Source organism: Congzhengia minquanensis (genome assembly GCF_014384785.1).
Lineage (GTDB): Bacteria > Bacillota > Clostridia > UBA1381 > UBA9506 > Congzhengia > Congzhengia minquanensis.
On the sequence record NZ_JACRSU010000003.1, the window covers coordinates 141,659 to 166,963 of the forward strand.

The 25,305-nt window shown below is 46.6% G+C and carries 21 protein-coding genes, 1 tRNA gene, 2 riboswitches and 1 other annotated feature; of the genes, 10 read left to right on the forward strand and 12 right to left on the reverse strand.

The annotated features are described in order from the left end of the window. The first annotated feature begins 145 nt into the window (after positions 1-145). The 5 genes from H8698_RS08470 (at position 146) to H8698_RS08490 (ending at position 6,199) form a co-directional block, all read left to right on the forward strand. Positions 146-580 (forward strand): TIGR04086 family membrane protein, encoded by a 435-nt coding sequence (locus H8698_RS08470; protein WP_249312797.1) that lies wholly within the window; start codon positions 146-148, stop codon positions 578-580. 104 nt (positions 581-684) lie between these two features. Next, complete coding sequence (gene cmk / locus H8698_RS08475; protein ID WP_249312798.1) at positions 685-1,356, forward strand: (d)CMP kinase; 672 nt, start codon at positions 685-687, stop codon at positions 1,354-1,356. A gap of 19 nt (positions 1,357-1,375) precedes the next feature. After that, the gene (locus H8698_RS08480) at positions 1,376-1,951 is read left to right on the forward strand and encodes a lysophospholipid acyltransferase family protein (RefSeq protein ID WP_249312799.1); all 576 of its coding nucleotides are present in this window, start codon (positions 1,376-1,378) and stop codon (positions 1,949-1,951) included. A gap of 5 nt (positions 1,952-1,956) precedes the next feature. Further along, positions 1,957-3,966 (forward strand): bifunctional 4-hydroxy-3-methylbut-2-enyl diphosphate reductase/30S ribosomal protein S1, encoded by a 2,010-nt coding sequence (locus tag H8698_RS08485; protein ID WP_249312800.1) that lies wholly within the window; start codon positions 1,957-1,959, stop codon positions 3,964-3,966. A 79-nt stretch (positions 3,967-4,045) separates the two neighbouring features. Then, entirely contained in the window at positions 4,046-6,199 is a 2,154-nt protein-coding gene (locus tag H8698_RS08490) for a hypothetical protein (protein ID WP_249312801.1), read from the forward strand. A gap of 25 nt (positions 6,200-6,224) precedes the next feature. On the opposite strand, the gene mscL is transcribed toward H8698_RS08490, so the two are convergent. From mscL to prfA, 5 genes are all read right to left on the reverse strand, one after another. Further along, a complete protein-coding gene (gene mscL / locus H8698_RS08495) occupies positions 6,225-6,671 on the reverse strand; it encodes a large-conductance mechanosensitive channel protein MscL (RefSeq protein ID WP_249312802.1) in 447 nt (148 codons plus the stop codon). A gap of 33 nt (positions 6,672-6,704) precedes the next feature. Next, positions 6,705-7,427, reverse strand: coding sequence for a DUF5131 family protein (locus tag H8698_RS08500; protein ID WP_249312803.1), 723 nt, complete (start codon positions 7,425-7,427; stop codon positions 6,705-6,707). Between the two features lies 1 nt (position 7,428). Beyond that, positions 7,429-7,812 (reverse strand): VOC family protein, encoded by a 384-nt coding sequence (locus H8698_RS08505; RefSeq protein WP_249312804.1) that lies wholly within the window; start codon positions 7,810-7,812, stop codon positions 7,429-7,431. A gap of 68 nt (positions 7,813-7,880) precedes the next feature. Continuing rightward, positions 7,881-8,435, reverse strand: a complete 555-nt coding sequence (locus H8698_RS08510; protein WP_249312805.1) for an ECF transporter S component — start codon at positions 8,433-8,435, stop codon at positions 7,881-7,883. Positions 8,436-8,508: 73 nt separating this feature from the next. Continuing rightward, positions 8,509-8,682: riboswitch (FMN riboswitch) on the reverse strand. A gap of 51 nt (positions 8,683-8,733) precedes the next feature. Further along, entirely contained in the window at positions 8,734-9,810 is a 1,077-nt protein-coding gene (gene prfA / locus H8698_RS08515; protein WP_249312806.1) for a peptide chain release factor 1, read from the reverse strand. Positions 9,811-10,072: 262 nt separating this feature from the next. Here prfA and H8698_RS08520 point away from each other — a divergent pair, with 262 nt between their 5' ends. After that, a complete protein-coding gene (locus tag H8698_RS08520) occupies positions 10,073-13,246 on the forward strand; it encodes a carbohydrate-binding protein (protein WP_249312807.1) in 3,174 nt (1,057 codons plus the stop codon). A 57-nt stretch (positions 13,247-13,303) separates the two neighbouring features. Here the strand turns inward: H8698_RS08520 and H8698_RS08525 are convergent, their stop codons facing one another. The 3 genes from H8698_RS08525 to H8698_RS08535 are packed head-to-tail and all read right to left on the reverse strand — an operon-like array spanning position 13,304 to position 15,798. Next, entirely contained in the window at positions 13,304-14,116 is an 813-nt protein-coding gene (locus H8698_RS08525) for a sugar phosphate isomerase/epimerase family protein (protein ID WP_249312808.1), read from the reverse strand. 16 nt (positions 14,117-14,132) lie between these two features. Continuing rightward, positions 14,133-15,071: a 6-phosphogluconolactonase gene (locus H8698_RS08530; RefSeq protein WP_249312809.1), complete on the reverse strand. Its 939-nt coding sequence runs from the start codon at positions 15,069-15,071 to the stop codon at positions 14,133-14,135. 22 nt (positions 15,072-15,093) lie between these two features. Continuing rightward, positions 15,094-15,798, reverse strand: a complete 705-nt coding sequence (locus tag H8698_RS08535; protein ID WP_249312810.1) for a PIG-L deacetylase family protein — start codon at positions 15,796-15,798, stop codon at positions 15,094-15,096. A 127-nt stretch (positions 15,799-15,925) separates the two neighbouring features. Here H8698_RS08535 and H8698_RS08540 point away from each other — a divergent pair, with 127 nt between their 5' ends. From H8698_RS08540 to H8698_RS08550, 3 genes are all read left to right on the forward strand, one after another. Continuing rightward, positions 15,926-16,807, forward strand: a complete 882-nt coding sequence (locus tag H8698_RS08540; RefSeq protein ID WP_249312811.1) for an AraC family transcriptional regulator — start codon at positions 15,926-15,928, stop codon at positions 16,805-16,807. 99 nt (positions 16,808-16,906) lie between these two features. After that, on the forward strand, positions 16,907-17,917 hold the full coding sequence (locus tag H8698_RS08545; RefSeq protein ID WP_249312812.1) for a Gfo/Idh/MocA family protein: 1,011 nt from the start codon (positions 16,907-16,909) through the stop codon (positions 17,915-17,917). A 58-nt stretch (positions 17,918-17,975) separates the two neighbouring features. Further along, positions 17,976-18,248: a binding site (T-box leader), on the forward strand. Positions 18,249-18,302: 54 nt separating this feature from the next. Beyond that, on the forward strand, positions 18,303-19,955 hold the full coding sequence (locus H8698_RS08550; protein ID WP_249312813.1) for an AMP-binding protein: 1,653 nt from the start codon (positions 18,303-18,305) through the stop codon (positions 19,953-19,955). A 33-nt stretch (positions 19,956-19,988) separates the two neighbouring features. On the opposite strand, the gene H8698_RS08555 is transcribed toward H8698_RS08550, so the two are convergent. The 4 genes from H8698_RS08555 to pflB all read right to left on the reverse strand — a co-directional run bounded on the left by H8698_RS08555 (position 19,989) and on the right by pflB (position 24,850). Next, on the reverse strand, positions 19,989-20,567 hold the full coding sequence (locus H8698_RS08555; protein WP_249313416.1) for an acyltransferase: 579 nt from the start codon (positions 20,565-20,567) through the stop codon (positions 19,989-19,991). Next, entirely contained in the window at positions 20,564-21,784 is a 1,221-nt protein-coding gene (locus H8698_RS08560) for a TolB-like translocation protein (RefSeq protein WP_249312814.1), read from the reverse strand. The genes H8698_RS08555 and H8698_RS08560 overlap by 4 nt, the downstream gene beginning before the upstream one ends. Before the next feature lie 113 nt (positions 21,785-21,897). Then, entirely contained in the window at positions 21,898-22,605 is a 708-nt protein-coding gene (gene pflA, locus H8698_RS08565) for a pyruvate formate-lyase-activating protein (RefSeq protein WP_249312815.1), read from the reverse strand. A 16-nt stretch (positions 22,606-22,621) separates the two neighbouring features. Further along, the gene (gene pflB / locus H8698_RS08570; RefSeq protein ID WP_249312816.1) at positions 22,622-24,850 is read right to left on the reverse strand and encodes a formate C-acetyltransferase; all 2,229 of its coding nucleotides are present in this window, start codon (positions 24,848-24,850) and stop codon (positions 22,622-22,624) included. A gap of 47 nt (positions 24,851-24,897) precedes the next feature. Beyond that, positions 24,898-24,981: riboswitch (ZMP/ZTP riboswitch) on the reverse strand. Positions 24,982-25,141: 160 nt separating this feature from the next. On the opposite strand from pflB, the gene H8698_RS08575 reads away from it, so the two are divergent. Further along, positions 25,142-25,233: transfer RNA gene (locus H8698_RS08575), tRNA-Ser, on the forward strand. The last annotated feature ends 72 nt before the right edge of the window (positions 25,234-25,305 follow it).

A 25,305-nucleotide genomic window follows, 5' to 3' on the forward strand; every position in this document is an offset into this window, starting at 1 on the left:
CATAATTTTTCTTTCGGAATTGATTTTTTGAAGGAAAGAAAAGTTGCACGATAAATAATCGATTTGCTTTCTTTGGAAATTTATCGTATAAATCGCCCGCCTGCCGAATATGCTTTAACAAGATAAATCGGCAGGAGGTTTGTTTATGTATAGTGAAAACATTAAAACAATGGATACCGCAGGTGGGCTTCGGGCCGCTGCGGGCGGATTTGCGCGGGGTATTATCACAGCGGCGGTGTTCACACTCGTTGTGTTTGCACTGTTTGCATGTATTTTGGCATACACCGCGGTTTCAGAGAGCGCAATTCCCATTATTTCGACGGCAGTTCAAGCGGCAGGCGCGCTGATTGCGGGCTTTTGCACGGCGAAAAGGTCAGGCAGCCGCGGCTTTTTGTCAGGTTTAGCGGCAGGGCTTGGATATATATTAATTATCTGGTTCATTGCATCGCTGGCCGGCGACGGATTTTATGTGGGAAAACACTTTTTGTCCATGCTGGGGTTTTCTGCCTTAGGCGGCGCTGTTGGCGGCGTTATGGGCGTGAACTTAAAAAGCGGCAGGAGCAACAAGCGCAAACGGTAATGTTTTTTATACGAATGATACAATGTGAAATTTGTATTGGGCGGAGCTGTGCGTAACTTACGGCTCCGCCCCTGTTTTTATCCATATCGGGAAGGAAGTAACACATGTTTAAGGTTGCAATCGACGGCCCCGGCGGCGCCGGAAAAAGCACAATTTCAAAGGCCGCAGCAAAGCAAAAAGGGTTTGTTTATATCGACACCGGCGCAATGTACCGCGCGGCGGCGCTTTTTTGCATGCGGCAGGGTATTGATATTCAAAACAATCCCGAACGGGCAGCGGCAGCGGTTGACACAATTTCAATTGACATTGACTATCAGCAGGACGGGCAGCATATCTATTTAAACGGTGAGGACGTATCGGAACAAATCCGCACGCCCGAGGTTTCCATGGGTGCGTCTGAGGTTTCGGCAATCGGCAAAGTTCGCGAGCGGCTGGTGGCCTTTCAGCAGGAGCTGGCAGCATCGAAAAACGTGATTATGGACGGCCGGGACATCGGAACAAAAGTGCTTCCCGACGCGCAGGTGAAAATTTTTCTCACCGCTTCGGCCGAGGTCCGCGCAAAACGGCGCTATGACGAGCTTGTGGCAAAGGGTGATGACGTGTCGTTTCACGAGGTGCTGAAAGACATTGAAAAGCGGGACAGAAACGACGAAACCAGGGCGGTTTCGCCGCTGAAGCCTGCGGAAGACAGCGTTTTGCTCGACACCAGCGCGCTAAGCTTTGCGGAGTCTTTACAAGCGGTTGTTGACATCATTGATAAAAAATTAAAGAATTAACTGAAAGGATGTTTTATTGTTGTTATCCTTTTTAAAATTTTTGGTACATATTTTTTGCCAGGTTGTTTTTTTCGTAAAGCTTATCGGAAAAGAAAACCTGCCCAGTGAAGGACCTGTTATTCTGGCGGTGAACCACACCAGTCTGTGGGACCCGCCGGTGCTGATTGCATCGGTTCCGCGCCACATGCGTGTAATGGCGAAAAAAGAGTTGTTCGACCATAAAATGCTCAGCCCCATTTTAAAAATAGCGGACGCATTTCCGGTATCCCGGGGGTCAAACGACATCGGTGCGATTAAAACCGCGCTGCAAACGCTGAAAGAAGGCGACATGTTCACCATTTTCCCCTCTGGAAAACGAGTGCTGGCAAATGAATCGTCTGAGGCAAAGGCAGGCGTTGCGCTGATTGCGGCGCGCAGTGGTGCACCGGTTATTCCCGTGGCTATGCGGGGGGGGTATAAGCCGTTTCATCAGGTGAAAATATATTTCGGCCAGCCAGTCACCATGAAGCCTGTCAACGGCAAAAAACCGACTGGGGACGAGCTGAAAGCCTTTGCAGATGAGATTATGGAGAAAATTGAGTCCTTGGGAGTGTGATAAAAATGGAACTTCGGGTAGCCAAAACAGCGGGCTTTTGCTTTGGCGTTGCCAGAGCGCTGGATATGGTGGAGGCCTGTGCGGCGGAGCCGGATAAAACATATCACACCTTAGGTCCCATCATTCACAACAAACACGTTGTGGACGAGCTGGCGCAGCGGGGAATTTCCCCTGTTGACGCGGTGGACATGGTGGGCCAAAGCGAAAACCTCATTGTCCGCACCCACGGCGTGGGCAAATCGGTTTACGATGAAATGGAAAGCCGCGGCATTGGCGTTGTGGACGTGACGTGTCCTTTTGTTAAAAAAATTCACAATATTGTAGAGAAACACCATCGGGAAGGGTATGCCATTGTAATTGTCGGCGACAAGAATCACCCCGAGGTGCGGGGGATTAACGGCTGGTGTGAAAACGCTGCGGTAATTTTAGCCACCGAAGAGGAGGCAAAAAAAGCAAAATTTGGTGAAAAACCGGTTTGCGTGGTGTCGCAAACCACATTTGTACAAAATATTTTCAAAAAAATTGTATTTTTTTTAAAAAAAACTTGCAATGATATAGTGATATTTGATACAATATGTAGTGCGACTGAAGAAAGGCAAAAGGAAGCTTATGAGCTGGCAAAAGCCTCGGACGTGATGTTGGTCCTGGGCGGGCGCAACAGTTCAAATACCCAGAAGCTTTACTCCATATGCAAAAGTGTGTGTGATAATACGTTTCTATTAGAGCATATCGGAGAGCTGGATTCAGCCTGCAATTTTGACTCAAAGAAAGTCGGAATTACTGCGGGGGCGTCCACTCCCGCGGTCATAATAAAGGAGGCAATTTGTAAGATGGAAAATTTTGAAAGCTTTGAATCCCTGGTTGAGGAGTCTTTAAAGACTTTAAATACCGGTGACGTCGTGAAAGGAACGGTCATTGAAGTTCGGCCAAACGAGGTTATCGTAGACTTGGGCGCAAAGCAAGACGGATTTATTCCCGCTGCCGAAATTTCTGACGACCCTATGGTAACGACATCTGATGTTGTAAAACCCGGCGATGAAATTGAGGTATTCGTTGTCCGCGTGAACGATGCGGACGGCAATATCATTCTTTCTAAAAGAAAGCTTGATTCAGCAAAAACTTGGGAAAATGTGAAGAAAGCATTTGAAGACGGAACCGTTTTGGAAGGCAAAGTTACCGAAACAGTGAACAAGGGCATGATTGTGGTTTACAAAGGCTACAAGGTGTTTGTTCCCGAATCTCAGGCAAGCGAACGCCGCATGTCTGACCTTTCCGGCTTCGTTGGCAAGGTTGTTGCTTTCAAAATCATTGATATAAATGACAGGAGGAAACGCTTGGTCGGCTCTGTGAGGGCTGTTTTAGAGGCACAGAGAAAAGAACTGGAAGAAAAGTTCTGGGCAGATGCGGCTGTTGGCAACATTTACACCGGTGTGGTGAAATCTTTAACCAACTTCGGTGCGTTTGTGGACATTGGCGGCGTTGACGGCTTGGTACATATCTCTGAGCTGAGCTGGTCGCACATTAAGCATCCGTCTGAGGTGCTTTCCGAAGGCGATTCCATTCAGGTTTATATCAAGGATATTAACGAAGAAACAAAGAAAATTTCTTTAGGCTTTAAAAAAGCTGAGGACAACCCCTGGGAAATTGTGAAGTCTAAAATCGAAGTGGGCGGCACAACCACAGTGAAAATTGTGAGAATTATGCCTTATGGCGCATTTGCGGAAATCATTCCCGGCGTTGACGGTTTGATTCACATTTCTCAAATTGCAAACCGCAGAATCGACAAGCCCCAGGACGAGCTCTCTTTAGGTCAGGAAGTTGAAGTGAAAGTTACGGACATTGACTGGGATAACAAAAAAATTGCCCTTTCTATCCGTGCGCTTATCCAGCCTGAAGAAGAACAGGCGGAAGCCTCAGTTTCTGCTGTGTCGGCAGAAGAACCGGCGGCGGAGCTGGAGGCTGAAGAAGCTCCTGTGGAAGAAGTTCCTGCTGAAGAAACGGCAACAGAAGAATAAGAATACGAAATTAGCAGCGCAAATTTATTTTGCGCTGCTTTGTTTTTGGGAAAGTTTGTGAAATAGGAGTGCGTGAAATATGAAAAATGAATTGAATTTTAATCATATCCACCCTTTTATGGCGGTCCGCCGGGAACAGTTTGCTGATTTGCAGAAAAAAGCGGAACAATCTCCTTGGAAGGAAATGAAACAGGATGCGCGAAAGCGGTTATATGAGTTGCAGTTTAACCCAGACGATTGTTTCATTCTTCGCTGTAACAGTGTGTGCGATATAGCAGACGCTGCGGCACTTCTTTATATCTTGGAACCACCGTTGAGAAAGCAATGCGTTCAAAAGCTGCTGGATATCATTGGGTTTTGGCAGCCGGAGGTTCCGGGCAATCTTTATGACGAGATGTATCACTCCGCCGGAGACCACTGGATTGGAGCAATTCCTCCAGGGGCGGCGTTTGTAAACTGCCTCTTGGCGCTGGACATTATTTATGACGACCTTACAAAAGAACAGCGTTTATTTTGTGAACAGACGTTAGAAACCATTGCGGAAAATTATATTCAAAACGATGAAAACCATATGGTGGCAATTTTAGGCGTCAGAGGGTTATGGGCGCTGTATCAAGGGCAAAAAGAGCAGCTGTTTCAGGCGTGGGAATCTTGGAAAGAGCTGTTTATGGGCTACATCACAGAAGACGGCGCAGGCGTAATGAGCATAGACTATTCGGTTGACCGCTTTGTTCGGGGAAATCGTGTTTCAAAAATTATTTTGCCTATTGTAATGGACTTTACAGGACTGGACAAGTCCTTTTACCAAAACCAGAAAGTAATTCACTTCACCGAATGGGCGTTGGGCTATACCTATACTCCAGCGAAAAACATGTGGTTGATTGGGGATACATTGTTAACAACCGGAGTAAAAGAGGCAGAATCACTATTTTTGGTTTACGGTGCAGCAAAGTATTCAAAAAAAGCAGCAGAGTTTGCAGCATGGCTTATGAAGGGCAGGCCTCCTCAGGGAAAGCTGTTAAATTACCTTTTGCTAAAAGATGATTTTGAAAAAAAACGCGCGCCGAAAAGCCAAATTTTAAAAGACGGCGGTGCATGGTTTTATGAAGATATAGAGAATAAAGATTCCCTGGCGGGAGTTTTATGGAACAGCACAATTTTTGACGGACACGGACATAAAGAAATAAATTCTGTCAACCTTGCGGCCTATGGTCACCGTCTATACGTCAATGCCGGTTACAGTGGCTGGGGCAGCGGCGCAGAAGGTTTTACTTGGAATTATATTAACCAGCGTGCGCTTTCCGCAAACACTGTTTTGGTGGATTACGACTATCGCATTGTGTTTGATCCTGAAGAAAAAAATGACCATCAGTTAAAGAGCGGTGCGGGTATTGTTGAAGGCTTTTCCTCTGAGAAGCTGTGCTATGCTTTGGGTGATTCAGGCAGTGCACTGCCCAATGCAGTTCACAGACGTGGTTTTGTTATGGTGGCCGGTGAAAATGACGCATCTGGATATTTCCTTTTGTTGGACAGCGTCGATGCGGGAAATAAAATGACTGTAGTGCACCGCCCCTTTTCAGATGCGTACAAAATAGAAAAGAAGGACACAGAATATGTATGGAAAGTAGAAAATGCTGGTCTTTCTGTTTTTCTTGCTACACCGCCCTCTGACACAGAAATGATTGACGGAATTGTTGCAGACCGTATTTCCATATTGAACAAGAATTTTCAGCAGCAGCATATCGGTTTTAAAATAAAAAGCCTGCTGGCAAGCTATTCCGCCGGAACAATGGCGGCGACAGTCTTATTTCCTTTTGATGAGACGCATAAAAAGCCCATTCTGCAAAGAACAAAAGCGGGAGCAAAATTAATTTATTCCCATCAGGAGGATTTATTGCTGACAACAAATTGCGGTGATGGAGAAACAAGATTTAACGGCGCAGCGGCGATTGTCCGCAGAACAGGCAGCGGCTGTAAGTGGTTTTTTGCGCAGCATGCGACAGATTTTAACTGCATGGGGAGTGGATTTCATTCCACCCGCCCGGTGTCTGTATTTTTTGACGGAACAGCAGGAATGTATACGGCGCAAGCCGATACGGAATTTACATTGTTTGTAAATTCAGGTGAAAGGGTTCTTATTGGTGCAAAACAGTCAAAAGTATTGGAAAAGGATAGTGGAAAAATTTCATTTTTGTTGCCTGCTGGCACAAATTCTATAAGAATCGTAAAATAAAAAAGCGGGTTTTGTACCCGCTTTTTTATGATTCATCTATACTTGTTTCCTCAGTTAGAGGCATTTCCTGCTCTTTTTCTTTTAGTAAATCACGAATTTGTGTAAGCAGTTCTTCCGTGGTTGGTCCTTTTTCGATTTCTTCGATAATTTCCTGCTTTCTTTCCAGTTTCTTTCTTGCGGTATTAATCAGTTTGACAAACAGAAAAATAGAGAACGCGATGATTAAAAAATCGAGAATGTTTTGAAGGAACATGCCGTAGTTAATGGAGTTAACCGTGCCGTCTGCCGCAGTGGACAGAACAAACTTTAAATCTTTTAAATCAATTCCAGAGGTAAGCATTCCGATTACTGGCGTGATGACGTCGCCCACCAGCGAGGTGACAATTTTTCCGAAAGCGCCGCCAATGACAACACCAACGGCCATGTCGATGACGTTTCCCTTAAATGCGAACTCTTTAAATTCTTTCCACATGTTTTATCCCCTCCGTTTTCGTTCAATATGCAGTTATCTTTCTCCTGAATATTCTAAATTTGCGCGGCGCGCCTGAGCGTGTTGAAATTTGCGTTTAATTTTATAAAGCTTGCCGTCTTTTTTTAGCCGTGCCCCGGTTTGCTGAAAGTGAAAGGGTACACCTGCCTCTATGCACTGACGCCGTATGTCCAGCACCCAGTCGAAATCGCACACCCGGGCGTTTTCGCCGGATTCGCCGCCCACGGCAACCTGTTTTATCCCATTTAAGTAAGGCGTTAAGTCCATTGCAGAAAGCAGCGGCGAACAAATAATCAGCTTTCGCTGAATGGGCAGATTGGTAAAAATTTCAAGGCGCTTTTTTGCCTGTTCCGCGTTTTCCACCGAACATCCCACGGTGACATTTTTGTAGCCTTCGCCCCAGTCTGGGGGAATACAGTCTAAAAACCGGTGGGGACGTTTGGTAAAAAACATGAAGTGAAGGTCTTGCCTTTGCCGCATCATGTCCCAAGCCTGAGGACGCCAAACATCTGCTGCGTCCAATAAAAAGTCTGACGTAAAGCAGGTGTAAACCAATTCGCCGGGCGCAACTTTATAGCTTCCGTCCCGTTTCTTTTTTACAGGCAAATCAAAGCTGGCGGTTTGTTTTACCTCTGATGCGTCCCGGTCATATTTTGCATCGGAACGGTAAACGTAACAGTTTTCACAGCCTGCACTTACTTTTTTGCACCCGTGCCAAAGGTTCCAATTAACCGACATATCAAAGGGGCGTAGGTCTGAAAATCAAATGGAAAATGTTGCCCTCGATGTCGCGGAAGAAAAAGGTTTTAATGCCCTTGGGCGAAACCGCAACATCGGTAACAACCTCCACTTTTTCCACTTTTAATTTTTCCACCATTTCGTCAAAGCCGTCTTCTGTAACAGACAGGGCAAAGTGGCGAATTCCCCATTCTTTCGGTTCTGTGGGGCGGCAGTCGCCGCTGCATGCGATTATCTCCAGCATCGAACCGTCGGCAGCCTTTACAAAATAAGTGCCTTTGCCGTTGTCATAAACAATTTCAAATCCAAACAGCTTAACATACCAGTCGGTTAAGGCTTTTGAGTCTTTTGCCAAAACCGCAATGTGTTCAATTCCTGTTATCATTTGATCTCCTTCCTTTCGTCATAATTTAACAAAATACATTATATAATTATTTAAGGAAGTTGTCAAACCTATTTATGCAGAATTGGGGATATTTTTTTGTATAAAAGGAGTGTTAAAACCGAAAGCACAACACCTTTCACCAAATTAAACGGCAAAATGGTAAACAACACAAGATTCATCTTTACGCTAAACGGCGCGCTGGGCATGTAGAGCGGGAGCATGATGAACAAATTGGCTAAAACGCCTGCCGCCGCCAAAGCCAGCGTTGCAAAAATTAAGGACAGTACGGCGCCCTGAAACGTTTTGTTGTGTTTATAAACCATTCCGGCAACGAAACAAAGGGTGCCGGTCATCACAAAATTTGCCAGCTCTCCCACCAGGCCGGTGGAGGTCATGGTGCAGTGAAGCAGGTTTTTAATCAATTCAGTGAGCACGCCTGCCAGAGGGCCGTAGGCAAATGCAATAATCAGCGCAGGCAGGTCTGAAATTTCCACGTCTAAAAATCCGCCAACTTTCAGGCCTGTCAATGTGCCGATGACCTGCAGCAGGAATGCCGCGGCGGAAAATACACCTACAAAGGCATAAAGACGGGTTTTGTTTGTTTTTGTGTTTTGTTGTAACATGTTTCTTCGACCTTTCATAAAAAAATAAGCGCCCTGAAAACAGGGCGCGAAAAAACGCAATAAAAGAATGGTTTTTTTGCTTCTTCCATCCGGACTTGCAACTGAAAAAGCGCATGCATATGCGCCGTTGCTTACCGTCGGCTTCGGAATCGCACCGATATCAACAACCAGTTCTGGTTGCTCGCGGGCTAAGCGCAAATGCGCCATTACCGCCGGTCGGGAATTTCACCCTGCCCTGAAGTACGTTTTTTATTATACTACATCTTTTTTTAAAATGCAACTAGTGCACAAAATTTTTTTATTCTTCTTTTTCCCCTCTTAACAACTCGCTTTGGCGGGTGGTGATCAGCGCGTTAATAATTTCATCCAAATCGCCGTTTAACACCGCGTCTAACCTGTGGAGCGTCAGACCAATCCGGTGGTCGGTCACCCTGCCTTGTGGGTAGTTATAGGTTCTGATTCTCTCGCTTCTGTCACCCGTGCCAACCTGGCTTTTGCGTTCCTGAGCAATTTGTTCGTGCTGTTGGCTTTGCACCAGATCGTAAAGCCTGGAGCGGAGAATTTTCATTGCCTTGTCTTTGTTTTTGTGCTGGGACTTTTCGTCCTGACAGGAAACCACCAGCCCGGTGGAAAGGTGTGTTATGCGCACCGCAGAGTCGGTTGTGTTAACGCACTGGCCGCCGGGGCCGCCTGCACGGAATACGTCGATTCTAAGGTCGTTTGCGTCGATGTTCACTTCCACGTCCTCAACCTCAGGCAGCACCGCTACCGTAACCGTGGAGGTGTGAATTCTGCCGCCGGACTCTGTGGAGGGAATTCTTTGCACTCGGTGAACGCCGCTTTCAAATTTTAATTTTGAATATGCGCCCGCTCCGTCTATGCTGAAAGAGATTTCTTTAAAGCCGCCAATGTCGGTTGGGTTCGAGCTTAAAATTTCTGTTTTCCAGCGGTTCGCTTCGGCATACATGGAATACATTCTGAAGAGGTCACCTGCAAACAACGCCGCCTCCTCGCCGCCGGCGCCGCCGCGGATTTCAACAATAACGCTTTTGTCGTCGTTGGGATCTTTGGGCAGAAGCAGAATTTTCAGCTCTTCGTTAATTGCTTCAATTTTTTGTTTGCTTTCTTTAATTTCTTCTTCGGCAAGTTCTTTCAGTTCCTTGTCCATCTCGGAGTCTGAAATGAGCTCTTCGTTTTCTTGAATCGTTTCATTCAAAGCTTTAAATTCCCGGTATTTTTCTACAATGGGACTAATGTCCGACTGTTCTTTGCAAAGTTTGGCAAAGACTGCCTGGTCGGAAATAACGTCCGGGTCTGCAATTTTTTTGCTCAGTTCGTCGTAGCGGTCTTCTATAAACGACAATTTTTCTAACATAAATGCACCTCAAATTAATTTATACCATTATTATATAACAATATCCAGAAAAATGCAACGTTTATAATACGGGAGTTTTGATTTGTATAAAGTTCCTAAATTTTAAATTATTTCCTTGACATTTTTAAATAATTTCTATATAATTATAATGATAATGGCAAAGGGGTATACCCCTTTGTTGTATGTATAATATACATACAACAACTTAACTCTAGCCGGGAAATAATTTATCATAAAATTTTAAATCAGGAGGGAGAAAAAAATGAAGCAAACAAAAAAAATGGTTTCCTTATGTTTGTCGTTGGTGTTCTTAGCGATCAGCATGTGCATGCCGCTAAGTGTCGGCGCCGAAAACACTTATACGACAGAAACAGGCGGAACCCTGACAAGACTTATTCCAACGACAAAGTCTTTTGAAGCCAACGAAACAAAAACGTTCGACTTTACGGTGGACACCACCGCAGAGTATGCGCTGTTTATGGATTCGACAGACAGCAACAAAGTCGGAACGGCAACCACCTTTGCAATCACGGAAAAGGACAGCAGCACGGCAGTTCCGTTCACTGTTCGCGAAAAAGATTCTGATGCAAGTGTAATGACTTCGGTTGAAAGCTACAGCTATGTTCATCCTTCACGCTACGGCAATACAGAAGGCTTTCAGTATGAAAGGGTAGGCAATATCTCTGAACTAAAAGCAACACTTACAGCAGGTACAAACTACACGCTGTCAGTTTCAAGAGAAGCGACACTTTCGACTTTAAATTATGTTGACCTTAGGTGTTTAACCATTCCCATTACCGGCGGAAAACAGGCAATTGCCTCGGAGGATGCAACGGTCTTTACTACCACAACGCCGGCGCATGTAAACGAGCAGCTTAATTATGGCAATACTGCCTTGCCCGAGGGTTATTCCTTAATTGGCGACTACACTGATAAGAGCGTGTTTGCGTCCTCAAATCGCAATGTGCCAAGGTATATTCATATTTCAAAAGATACTTATGCAGAATATAAGCTGGACATTCAAAAAGAAGGCTGGTATCGCGTCTACTACAACACAAGCACGTGGGTAGACACAAAAACTGTCACAGCAGGCGATAAATATTCATTTAAAGTTCCGTTCTCGGTAGACGGCGAAGAGAAGGAAACCTTAGTCTGGAGCTTCACGGCCACGGCAGACGGACAAAGTCCTGAAACACGTCTTTTAAAGACTTTACCGGTTCAATTTAACAAAGGAGAGCATACCATAAAATTCGGGAATGCAACAGCAGGCTCTTACGCATATCATATTTTAATGGAAGAGTTGCCGGATTATGACCCAGAAGAAGACGCAACAGTTGTAATGGACACTGTTCCGGTAAAAGTGGACAGCACCCTCTCCCGTTTTGAGCCGGAAACGCCCATTACTCTGTCTTCCACAGGAAAAAGCTATGTGTTTACCTTTACTCCGGAGGCAACGGGCGAATATGCGTTTTTCTATAATAATACGGGCTCTGCTGGAAGCCAGCCCATGACGATTTCGGTTAGCGAAGCAGGTGGCGATAAGGTTTTTGAGAACACCTGCAATACCAAGGGAGTTGTGTTTGAACGGTTTGGTGACAATTCATATCAGGCAGCGCCTATGGAAGCAGGCAAGACCTATACCATTACGCTGACCGGCACCGGCACTGCCATTACAATGGAATATTTTGATTTGAGGTGTGTTAATCCGCTGACGACCCCGGCTGAAGGAAAATTTGCTATCTCCCCTTCAGACTATGTGGTAACGTCCATCGGAAGCTCCCACATGAGCCAACAGTTTACATCGCAAAACTATAAAAATACGGAGTATCCCATGATAGGCGATTATTACAGCGATAAGCTTGCATCTCCAAGGGACAGGGTAACCGCAATTCACAACGGAAATGGTTCGTATATTACCTATGCGCTTAATGTAACAACTGCGGGATATTTTACCCTGACACTCCCAAATGTTGTAACCTATCCGGGGGATGCAAAAGCAGAATCTATTCGCCTCAGCGTTAATGGAGAAGTTTATGACGAACAGGGCTGGACGGGCACCGCAACAGACCTTACCTTTAAGCCTTTTTACCTGTATGCAGGTGTGAACCGCATTACCTTGACCAATTTGACTGTTCCGTTTGACAAGGGCGACGGCACACAAAGTGAAGGCAAAGAGGTGGGCGCTTATATTAAGTCGTTGTTGTTCGACCAAGTGCCGGGCAAGCCCGAACCAACTGCAATTTCCGGTGACACAAAGGTTGATTCAAAAATTCCCTTGAATTCAATGGAAACATCAACGGGCAGCGTTACAAAAAATGATGCAGACGGCAGCTATTCATTTAAAGCAGGTGCTTCTGTGGAATACAAGGTAAACGTAAACGAAGCGGGAACCTATGTGGTTTATATTGACGGCAAAGCACCCCAGAACGGCGTTGACGTGCTTGTTGACGGCACCTCAAAGCTTGGCGCAACCTATAAAACCACGGGCCAGAAAGAAACGGTAAATGCAAGCTTCTCTAGCAGACAGGTGAAAAAGCTTTCTGTTCCTGTTGAACTGGAAGCGGGCGAACACACCATTACGCTGAACTTTGCAAACGGCAGTAAATGGGACGAGACTGAAAACAAGGCGGTTGACATTACAGAAGCCGACGACTATACCATGGTTGTATATTCAGCATGGATGAGAAGAGTTGATCTCACAGCAAGTGCAAGTGAAGAAATGTTCCTGCGCTCTTGGGATTTTACGGCCGTAAGCTTCCTCCAAGAAGATAAAGGCAGCAGCAGCTCTGCCGGTTGGTGCTTCCCCCATCAGTATGGACAGGGCGGCCCCTACACAGTTGGCAGCTTCACCGATTGCCGCAGCGTGGTATTCATTAACGGTGTGGATGTAACCTATAAAGTGAACATTCCCGCAGATGGTTACTACAATTTCTCAACCTTTATTAACTGTTCCGCGGCAACCAATACTTGCACCATGAACCTTAACGGAGGCACGTATTCCTGTGACGTTACTACAGACGGAAGCGGGCCAGTTAAATCAACCTTTGAACCTGTGTTCTTAACCGCAGGCGTCTATGATGTGAACTTTAAAGCGCCAGCAAGCCCGACAGGAACAATGCGGTTATACGGCATGAGTGTTACTGCGAAAGAAATGGGCGATTATGTAGCCGTGGGTGCTGACAGTGCGTCTGTAAGCGTTGCCTTTGATAAAGCTTATACGGGCAGCGTTATCACGGCATTCTACAGCGCTTCTAACGAGCTTGTGGGCATTCAGACAGATGTAATTACAGATGCTGCAAGCTACCGTGCAGACATTGCGCTCACCGACACGCCGGTTACGGCAAAAGTGTTTGTTTGGGGCGACTTGACAAACGTTATTCCGCTTAGAACATCTATTGATTTTGCCGCAGGCACCGATTCTTGGATTGTAAAATAAAATTTAATTAAGCAGTAAAAAACCCTTCGGAAATTTTTCCGAAGGGTTTTTATTTTCTTAAATTAATTTTTCTAAAAATGCTTTTGCTTCTAAAATATCTTTTATCTGTTCCGGGCCTGAAATTTCCCGCTCAATAGTCAGTGCGCCGCTGTAGCCAAGTTCTTTTAGTCTGTCGATCAGCGCAGGAAAGTCAACTTTTCCCTGGCCGATGGGTACCTCTTCACCTAAGTTTTGTCCGTCAGTAGGATAGAGGCCGTCTTTTGCGTGAACACCTCGCACAAATTTGCCGAACACGTCCAGCGCGTCCACCGGGTTTGCCTTGCCGTATAAAATTAGATTTGCAGAATCTAAGTTGATGCCTAAGTTTCCGGTTCCCACCGCCTCAATTACCCGGCGCAGGGCCACAGGCGTTTCCTGCCCGGTTTCAAACAGGAGATACTGTCCGTTCGATTTCATATACTCCGCCACTGCGCGAATAGCGGCAACAACCTCATGAAACTCTGTTGTACCGGGATTTTCCGGTAAAAACCCCATATGGGTTGCAATGTCGGTTACGCCGATTTTCTTTGCAAAATCAGACCCTAACATTAAATTTTTCATTCGTGTGAAGCGGAACGCTGCGGGCACAAGGCCTAAGGTAAGCGGTCCTTCAGAAAAATTCCACTTTGCTGGTCCTTCCCAGCCACACCATAAAGCGGTAATTTCAATTTGGTGGTTTTTCTTTGCCTGGTTTACCAGTTCTGCCATTTCATCGGTTTTCAGCCGGTCGTCCCACACGCTGAGCTGGCAGGTTGAAAACCCGTTTTCACGCAGACGGCAGAATTCTGTGTCGATGTCTGCGCTTAACGTAACAAAAACGCCTAATTTCATGCTGGTTCCTCCTTTGTCAATTACATTCCGGTGTCAGCGGCCCGGCCAGGTCTTTTAAATAAAACAGCTTTCCGGGAAGCGTGGGCATAAAGGTTGATGGAATGTGAATGTCCGGCCCATAGTGCAAAGTGGTTAAAAAGCTCATGCCCTGCCAGCCCATACCGCGGCCTAATACGCCGTCAGCGCCGCCGATGCAAAAGTCCGCCTGTAAAAACAGACCCGGCCCAATGGTGTTGGCCCGGCAGGGAACTAATGTGGTGCGGCTTTTAAAGCTGGTAATTGCATTTTGTTCAATGGTCAGCGGATGAAGCTTAGCCCCCAATCGGTGGGTGGCCTGTTTCCAGCCGTCCTCGTCGGCAAAGTCTGCGGCAAAGTGAGGCTCCCAAAAGGCAATGTGACACATGCGCCCGATTCCATACACCAATATTAGTTTCGCACCCTCACCTTTCAGCGCTGCAATTTTTTGCGCATAGGCAGGAAGGTTATCTTTCGTAGCAAAATTGCGCTGCGTTTCCGGTACGGTAAGCTCGCCTAAGGGCGTGAAAAACGCCTCTTTCATGGCATATTCAAACGAGGCCGGATTATCAGAAGGCAGGGTATTGCCGTCGCCGTCTGCCCACTCGTCCATGTTGAAAGTGAAAACATGGGAGCAGGAGACCTGCCATGCCTTTAAAAAATATACCGCCCAGCGATACATTCCCATGGGACCCACGGGCAAGATCAGGGCAATTTTTTCATTTCTGTCCCGTGCTTCCTTAATTTTTAGTGCAATTTCATGACCCATAAAGGTGTCAAATTCATAAATATCGCGGCATTCCACCGGCGTAAAATCCGGATTCCAAAAAGATTCTTCTGTAGCGCCCTTTTCACAGCAGGCGTCAATTTTTTTAAAGTCCCAGCCTTCCGGGTAAAAGTTTTCTAACAGAGAGCCTTTCACAGTGCTTAAAAAGTCCATTTTTTCATCCTCCTAAAATCGTTTACGGTAAATAACGTTTTGTTGTAAGCTTGGGCCAGGCCAGGCATTGGGTAAAACCCTCTGCGAATTGCACGCCGCACTGAAGCCCACGGTAGCGTGCACAGGTTTTCACAAATTCAGCAAAGTCAATGCCGTCGTGTTCCCGCATCCATTTCATCTGGCTTACATGACATTCCAGCATGTTCATTTTCAGCTCAATGAAGTCTGAAACATCTACATATTCTGTAGGGATAAAGTTCACCCCGGCCAAATTGTCCATATAAAAAATAGGCGTAACGTTTGCCTTGCCGGCTGCAGCTGTTTGATAGTGGGGTACGCTGGCGGCAAAGGCAGCGTCAAACACCAAGCGGCTCACCGCCACGTGGTCAGGCATATAGTCGCTGGGCGCGTGGGTAATGATAAAGTCGGGGTTGGTCGTGCGGATTACGTCTGTCACTAAATCCCGCTGCTGCTTGCTTCCTTCATAAACCATCAAGTCACCTACGTCGCAGGTAACTACGCGAATGCCGGCCAAACCGCCTGCTTTTTCCGCCTCCAGCTTCCGCATATCCCTCAGCTCGTCAGGTGCTATCACCTCGTGACCAAGGTTTCCGTTGGCAACGTGGCAAACCGTTACCGTGTCGCCCCTGGCTGCACATTTCGCCAGGGTTCCTGCACAGCCGATTTCTATATCGTCCGGATGGCAGCCAATTGCAAGCACATTCATTTTATATTCCTTCTTTCATTGCGTTTTTTATTTCTTTATGTTATACTAATTAAAAAAGAATCGCAATACATTTTTTTATGCCAAACATACACTTTTGTATCTTGATTTTAAAGGATGTGTACATTTTATGAAAGCAGTTTATGTAAAACACCAAATTGCAAACCTGATTCCCATCAGCAAAATTGTAACCATTCACTATTTTGAATTTGAAAAGGACTTTGTGTCATCAGGCGAGAGCCACGACTTTTGGGAGTTTGTTTATATTGACAAAGGCGAAGCCATTGTAACGGAGGGAAAGCAAAAGCTCATTTTAAAGCAGGGAGAGGGATATTTTCACAAGCCAAACGAGTTTCATCAGTTAAGTGCAAATTCCGTCACAGCGCTCAATGTGTTTATTGTGTCTTTTGTCTGCAACGTAAAAAGCATGGACTTTTTTAAATCGAAAAAAATAAAAGTTCAGCAAAAGTGGAAGGGGTTCATCACCGCTATCATTGAAGAGGGCAGAAAAACCTTCGACCTTCCCTTCAACAATCCGGATTTAAAGGGCCTTACTCTGCGGGAGAACGCGGTTATCGGCGGTCAGCAAATGATTCGGACATATTTAGAACAGTTTTTAATTTCTGTTCTAAGAAGCGAAACAAAAGAGGCTGAGACAAGAATTTTTCCCACCAGGGAAACCATGGAAAACCATCTTGTCTGCGAAATTATAAAAATTATAGAAGGCGCGCTTTACACCCAGCTTTCTGTGACGGACATCTGTGAAAAGCTCTCCTACAGCAAGGCCTATCTTTCTAAAATTTTTAAAGCTTACTGCGGATATTCCATGGGTGAATATCTGATTCTGCTGAAAATAGAAAAGGCAAAGCAGCTCATTCGGGAAAAGGAATTTAACTTTACCCAAATATCCGACATGCTGGCATTTTCCAATCCACTGTATTTTTCGAGGGTATTTAGACGTGTTACAGGGATGTCCCCCAGGGAGTATTTAAATTCTGTAAAAATAAATTAAAATACAAAAATATATGTTTTTGATACGATATGATATTCTAAAAAAGCGCAGCTTGCTGTAAAGTAAAAGAAAACTTGAAATTACGGAGGCGTTTTTACAATGTTAAAAATAGGATTAATCGGCTGCGGCGGCATGGGGAGCGTTCATGCCAACAGCTGGATTGCGTTAGGCGATAAGGTGCAGCTTGCGGCAATTGCAGACCCTCAGCCGGAGAAAGCCAAAGAATTCTGCGAAAAAACTGGTGCGAAGCTTTATCCCGACGGAGAAGCCCTTTTGGCGAACGAGCAGCAGTTAGACATTATTGATGTTTGCGTACCTACGTTTTTGCACACACGTTATGCGGTGGCTGCCATGGAAAAGGGCATGAACGTGTTCTGTGAAAAGCCCCTTTGCTTAAACCGGGAAGAGGCCGAGCTGCTGCTTGAAACAAAGGAGAAAACCGGCATGAAGTTCCAGGTGGGACAGGTTATCCGCTTTTGGGACGAATATTGTTATGTAAAACATGCGGCGGAAAGCGGCGAATTTGGCAAGGTGCTGTCCGGCGTGTTTACAAGGCTTTCCCCCAATCCCAAGTGGTCTTGGGAGAACTGGTTTAACGACTACACCAGAAGCGGAACCATGGCGTTAGACCTTCATGTTCACGATGTAGACTTTATCCGTTATCTGATGGGCAGAGAGCCGGACGGTTTTCACACCGACTGCACAAGGGACGCTGACGGCGTAATTCAGCAGATTTTTACATGCTTTCAATATGGCGACGCGGTTTTCACGGCGGAAGGCTGCTGGGATTACCCGGATTGTTTCCCGTTTTCCATGGCGTTCCGCGTGAAGTTTGAAAAGGCCACTGTTACTTATAAAAGCGACGAAAAGCTGATGGTGTATCCCGTGGCTGGTGAAGCTTATGAGCCGGAGCTTGATAAAATGAAAGCGGAAGGCAAAGAAAGCGGCATAAACGTGTCTAACCAGGGGGCATACACAAACGAATTGCGCTTTTTTGCGGACTTTGTATCAACAGGCGCGAAGCAGGAAATTGCGCCGCTGTCTGAAGGCGTCAAATCCGTTCTTTTAGCCCTAAAAGAAATCGATGCTGCAGGCGGAGCAAAAATTTGAAAAAAGTGTTGACAAGTGTAAAATTTAGTGCTATAATTTAGTAGAATAAATTGAATAAATAAAGACAAGGAAGAGAAGGAGTAAATTTCTTTATCTGTGCATAGAGAGAAGCGGACGGTGGAAGCGCTTTCACAGAGGGATTTTGAAGTAGTCTCGGAGTTGCGGACTGAACAAAGCGAACGGAACGTGGTTGCTTTTATTAGGCTCCGACGGAACAGTTTCCGCCGTAAAAAGGGAAAGCGGCATCGCGTTTGTTTGCTGTGTCGGTTGAGGTATAGTTGTAACGCTTCTATACGAAATTAGGTGGTATCACGAGTCATTCGTCCTAATGAAAGGATGAATGACTTTTTTTATTGGAATTTCACTTGTGAAGGAGATTATACATATGGAGCTTTTAGACAATTACATGCCGCAAACATCCTTTTCCAGCTATGAGGAGTTTGCGGAAAAATTCAAAATCAACGTGCCGGAAAACTTCGATTTTGCACGGGATATTGTAGATCAATGGGCACAGCTCGAACCGGAAAAGAAAGCCCTTGTTTACTGTGACGACAACGGTTTTGAACGTACGTTTACGTTCACCGAGGTTTCGGAGCGTTCTAAGCGCATGGCACAATATTTTGTATCATTGGGCATTGGGCCGGGTGACCGAGTAATTACCCTGCTGCGCCGCAGATGGGAATATTGGATTATTGCCGTGGCCCTGCACAGAATGGGAGCGGTGCTGGTGCCTGCCTCGATTCAGCTCACCACAAAGGACATCTCTTATCGCATTGACAGCGCCGAGGCAAAAATGCTTATCGCCATTGACGATGAGTTTGTCCGCGCACAGATTGCGCCTTTAAAAGATCAATGTGAAACGCTGCATCATATTTTAATCGTGGGCGACAGCCCGGTTACGGACTACCACGATTTTAACAACGAATATCCTGAATTTGATTTGTACGACCAGCCGGTGAACAGAACGAACGACGACGAAATGGTAATTTATTTTACCTCCGGCACGTCGGGATATCCGAAAATGGCCATTCACAACCGCACATACCCCTTAGGCCACATCACCACGGCAAAATATATGCAGCGCGTGTTAAACAACGGCCTGCATTTAACCCAGGCGGACAGCGGCTGGGCAAAATTCGGCTGGGGCAACATCTACGGACAGTGGATTTGCGGAACGGCAATTTTTGGCTACGACCCCATTCGGTTCGATGCAGGGCACTTTTTAGAAACCATTCAGAAACACAGGCCCACCACGATCTGCGTGCCGCCCACCATGTACCGTTTGATGCTGCATCACGGAATTGAGGCAAAACAGTTTGAATCTGTTACATGGTTTGCAACGGCGGGGGAGCCGCTGTCTGACGAAGTGAACAGGGAGTGGAAAAGCATAACAGGGCAGGACATTCACGTTGGGTTTGGCCAGAGCGAAGGCTCGCCCATCTGCTGCACCTTTGAATGGCTGGAGGTACGCCCCGGCTCCATGGGCAGGCCGTCGCCCCTTTATGATGTAAGAATTTTAGCCGCCGACGGCGGATATTGCGATGCCGGCGAGGAGGGCGAAATTGTTATCATTCCGGCAGAAAAACAGGTGGGGCTTCTGTCGAAATATTCTTTAAACAAGGAGCAATTCCAGCCCTTGCAGGGCGGCGTTTACCACACCGGTGACATTGCCTATAAGGACACAGACGGCTACTTTTACTATGTCTGCCGCAACGACGATATGATTAAATCCTCAGGCTACCGCATAGGGCCCTATGAAATTGAAAGCGTGTTAAACACCCATCCTGCGGTTAAGGAAAGCGCAATTGTTGGCGTGCCGGACGAAATCCGCGGCCAGTTAATTTGTGCCATTATTGTTCTGCACGATGGATTTGCCCCGTCGGCTGAACTGACAAAAGAGCTTCAGGCTCACGTTAAAAAGAATACCGCGCCTTATAAATATCCCCGCGTGGTGAAATATTTTCACGATATTCCCAAGACAACATCGGGAAAAATTATGCGGAAGGACTTAAAAAAGCTGGCAGAAAGCATTGATTAATCAAAAACACGGCACTTTTAAAGTGCCGTGTTTTTAAATCCTCATTTTTATCACTTTTGCAGGCACGCCTGCCGCCACGCTGTAAGGCGGAATGTCCTTCGTCACAACGGCGCCGGCGGCAATGACAGCGCCTTTTCCAATTGTGACGCCTGCGGTGATATTCACTCTGCCTGCAATCCACACGTCGTCATGAATGGTAATGGGAGCGGGCCGAATTCCCTGCTTGCAGATGGGTGTGTTTACATCATCAAACACGTGGTTCCCTGCAATCATCATGGCGTTTGCGGCAATGCGCACGTTGCTGCCGATGGTCACCTGTCCCTCTTTGCCATATCCCACAATGGTGCAGTTGGCGTTCACCGAGCTTCCGCAGCCAATGGAAACGTCCCCCTGAATTGCCGTGTTATAAGAAACCGAGGTGCCGGCGCCAATGGAAATTGTGCCGCCTTTTGGGTTGATTCTGCTTTCAGGGCTGATGCGGCAGGTTTTGTGAACCGTCACATTTTTGTGGCGCAGGGCCAAACGCCGCCCAAACCAGCAGCTTATTTTCTGACCTCTTGTTTTGTTCTGCTGGTATGACACGCCGCCGTCCAGCCAGATCCAAATGCTCATAGTTCCACGCTCCCCATGTCAAGCTCATAAAGCTGGGAGTTTTCACCGCACATCACGTTAAACAAAAGCTTTGAGCCGTCGGCGTTAAACACAGGGTGGTGGCAGATAAAATGGCGGTTGCGGCCTGGGGGCACCGCCTCGCGGTTTTTACAAGGGATGTGATAACATTTTTTTATTTCGTCGCTTCTTTTGTCAATAAACAAAAGCTGTCCCTGTCCGTCGGGCGTTTTGCGGCTGTCGGTCACAATCAAATTATAATCTGCTGGGCTGATGGACGGATGCCCGCCGGTTTGGACTTTGCTGATTTTTGTGTAGCCCGTGCCGTCATAGTTTACCATGGCAAGGCACATTTTCGTTTCGTCGCCGGGCACCGGGCCATATCCCAAAAGATGCTTCCCGTCCGGGTGCCAGCCCCAATGAACACCGGGGCGATTGTAGCTTAAATCCACCGCCATATGAAGTTCTGTAAAATCGCGGTTTGCAGTGAACACATAGCCAATGCGCGGCTCGCGCCGGACGTTTTTCACCGTGTGGTTGCCGAAGTAAAACAAACATTTGTCTCCCTGGCGGTTCCAGCGCAGGCAGTAACACATTAGGGTAAGCCCGTCGCTTTGGCCGTAGATCTGTTTCATTTCCCGGTCGGTTTCCAAAAGCCGGTTTTTGTGCACGTGGCTGTTTAACACATCATTCACCGATAAGATCAGCTTTCTGGTACCCTTGTCCATGTCATATTGAAACAAGCCGTGCTCATTCCGCGCCTGAAAGGGAAAGGGCGCGTCCTCCGGATGATATTCCAGCGTGCCATAGCCTGCGGCATACAACATTCCCATAAAGCCCGAAACAATTGGGCCGCCGTCAGTCGGGGCGCCCTCCATGTCGCCTGCTACGCGTGTTTCTAGTCCGGTGGAAAGCTCTCTGCGCACAATATACGGCACGGTGTTTGTACCGCTCTGGTAATATACAAACCGGCAGTCGGGACTCCAGGTCTGCCAAAAACCCGTGTGGAAAAAGCTGGACGAATATTTGTTTTCGCCGAAGCTGTCCACAACTTTGCCATCGTTATCGGCAATATAAACCTTGCCCGTTCCCGTTTCAAAGTCTGCCGCTGCAAAAAGCAGCCTGCCGGAGCCGTCCGGCGCATATGGATTCAGCGTATAATAACTGTGCACGCTCCACTTGTCTAACGTTACCCGCCGTTTCATTTCCCTGTAAAGCATATCAATCCCCACGCTTTCATTGATTTCATAACCTCATTATATTCAACCGATTTTTAAAATTATATCGAAATATTGTCTAAAATTTTTATTATCTTGCGAAAAACGGCGGACAACTACTTGCCGCCGTTTAAAACTTCATTTAATTTTTTCATTGTGTCTGTTTCCGGCTGATGATATGAAACAAATGGAAAAGGAATTCCCATAGTTTCATACTTTTGTGCGCACAGTTTGCGGAATGGCAAAAGTTCAACCTTTTGAACGCAGGTTTTGTCTGAAAGGAGCGATTTTAACCGCAAAATATTTTCTGCTGTGTCGTTTAAGCCGCCGACTACCACGTGACGGACCCAGCAGGGAATTTGCCGTTTTTCAAGCTCATCTAAAAATGAAAGGGGGGCGTTCATTCCGCAGCCGATGTGGGTGCGGTAAGAGTGGTCGTCGGTCATTTTTATGTCTAAAAGCACCAAGTCGCAGAAGTCAAGGAGTTTTAATGCCCCATCGGTTAAAATGCTGCCCGAGGTATCCAGTGCGGTGTGAATTCCGTTTTTCTTGCACAGTTTTAATAGCGCTGTCACAAATTCAGCCTGTAAAAGCGGCTCGCCGCCGGAAACGGTAACGCCGCCATTTTGGCCGAAATATGCTTTGCACCTTAAAATTTTTTCTAAAATCTCCTCCGGGGTGAACTCGTTAAAATCTCCCCGGCACACGTCAATATTGTGGCAATAGCCGCAGTGCAGATTGCAGCCGTGCAAAAATACCACAAACCGCACCCCCGGCCCGTCTAACGTGCCGAGGGACTGAAAGCTGTGAATTTTTCCGGTCATAGCTTGCCTCCGTAAGTTACAACGACATGTGGAACGTGCGGCTGATCACTTCTTTTTGCTGTTCCCGGGAAAGCTTGTGAAAGTTTACCGCATAGCCTGACACACGAATCGTCATATTCGGATAGGCAGCCGGGTCGTTATACGCCTCTATCAGCTGTTCCTTTGTCATTACATTTACGTTAATGTGGTGGGCGCGTTTTGCAAAATATCCCTTTAAAATGGAAACCAGGTTGCCGCAGCGTTCCTCATCGGTTTTGCCCAGCGAGTCGGGCACAATGGAAAAGGTGTTGGAGATTCCGTCGCGGCATGCTTCATAGGGCAGCTTGGCCACAGAGTTTAACGATGCCAGCGCACCGTTGGTTTCCCGGTTGTGCATAGGGTTCGCGCCGGGTGCGAACGGTTCGCCGCTTTTTCTGCCGTCAGGCGTTGCGGCGGTTTTTTTGCCATACACCACGTTAGACGTGATGGTGAGCACAGATAGGGTGTGAATTGCCCCGCGGTAGGCCGGGGTTTTGCGCAGCTCGGAAATGGTTTCTTCCACCATTTGTTTTGCAATGAAATCTACGCGGTCGTCGTCGTTTCCAAACTTGGGAAAATCGCCGGTAGTTTCAAAGTCTACAATATAGCCGTCTTCATTTCGAATCGGGCGCACCTTTGCATATTGAATGGCGCTCAGCGAGTCTGCCAAAACAGACAGACCGGCAACGCCAAAGGCCATAAAACGTTCCACATCGGTGTCGTGCAGGGCCATTTGAATTTTTTCGTAGGCATATTTGTCGTGCATGCAGTGAATGACGTTCATTGTGTTGACATAAAGCCTGCACAGCCATGCGCGGTAGCGGCGGAACCGCTCCATTACTTTATCATAGTCTAAGAATTCCTCGGGATAAACGTCTTCTTTCGGTCCTAAGGAAATGCCGCTCATGGGGTCTGTTCCTCCGTTTAAGCTTAAAAGCAGCAGCTTTGGCAGGTTGCACCGCGCCCCAAAAAACTGCATCTGCTTGCCGACTTTCATGGCGGAAACACAGCAGGCAATGGCGTAGTCGTCGCCATAAATGGGACGCATTACGTCGTCGTTTTCATATTGAATGGAATTGGTTTTTACAGACACCTTTGCGCAGAATTTCGAAAACCCTTCGGGCTGGCTGTTTGACCATAAAACCGTCAGGTTCGGTTCTGCCGACGGGCCTAAGTTAAACAGGGTGTTTAACATGCGAAAGCTGTTTTTGGTAACCAAAGTTCTGCCGTCTTCCCCCATGCCGCCCAAGCCTTCGGTAATCCACATGGGGTCGCCGCCGAACAGCTCGTTATAGGCGGGGGTTCTTAAGTGCCTTGCCATGCGCAGTTTCATAACAAAATCGTCCATCAATTCCTGGGCCTGTTCTTCGGTTAGAGAGCCGTTGTTTAAATCCCGTTCAATGTAAATATCTAAAAAGGTGCTTGTTCTGCCCAGGGACATTGCAGCGCCGTTTTGTTCTTTAATGGCGCCTAAGTATCCGAAATAGAGCCACTGAATGGCCTCTTTTGCAGTTTCAGCAGGACGGCTGATGTCAAACCCATAGGAGGCGGCCATGGTTTTTAAACGTTTTAAAAAGTCAATCTGGCGGAAAACTTCCTCCCGCAGTTTAATGGTGTCTTCCGTCATATCCTTTTGCGCCAAAAGGTTGTTATCCTTTTCTTTTTCTGAAATTAAACGGTCAACGCCGTAAAGCGCCACCCTCCGGTAGTCGCCGATAATTCTGCCACGGCCGTAGGCGTCGGGAAGACCGGTAATAACGCCGCTTTTTCTTGCACGGCGCATTTCGTCGGTGTACACGCGGAACACACCGTCGTTGTGGGTGGTTCTATATTGAAACTCAGTTTCAATTTTATCGGAAAGCTCATAGCCATAGCTTTTACAGGCCTCGCGGGACATGCGAATTCCACCGAACGGATTCACCGCGCGCTTTAAGGGCGCGTCGGTCTGAAGACCTACAATCAGCTCATTTTCCTTATCAAGATAGCCTGCGGCAAACGTGTCTAAAGACGACACGGTTTCTGTGTCTACATCTAAAACGCCGCCTTTTTCCCGTTCTTTTGCGAGCAAGTTATTTAATTTTTCGTTTAATTTTTTCGTTCTGTCTGTGGGGCCTGATAAAAAGTCTGCTCCGCCTGCATAAGGTGAATAGTTTTTCTGGATAAAATCACGCACGTCAATGGTGTCTTTCCAGTTTCCGGATTGAAAATTCCTCCATGCTTGAATCATGTTTGTTCCTCCTTTTTTAAGTAAACAAAAAACAGACTCACAAAATGTGAATCTGCCCAGACGGTCGGCTATTTTTTACTTTTGTGCTCCCCGTGGTAAACTCCACTCATCCGTCAGTCACACAAAAACTTGTATTACGCAGATTATGATACCATATATATTGTGCTTTGTCAAGGGATAGGCAAAAGATTTTTAGAAATACATATACAAAAACCAGAAGCACGCCAACAAATTTTTCTTGACATTTTCACAAAGATTTGCTATAATATTTTTTGTGTGATTAAAGCACATGGAGAGGTGGCTGAGCTGGCCTAAGGCGCACGATTGGAAATCGTGTGAACGTTAATAGCGTTCCGAGGGTTCGAATCCCTCCCTCTCCGCCAAATTGATTATGACCTTTTGACAAATTTGTCAAAAGGTCATTTTTGAATAGAACAAAATGAAGGAGTTGTGTG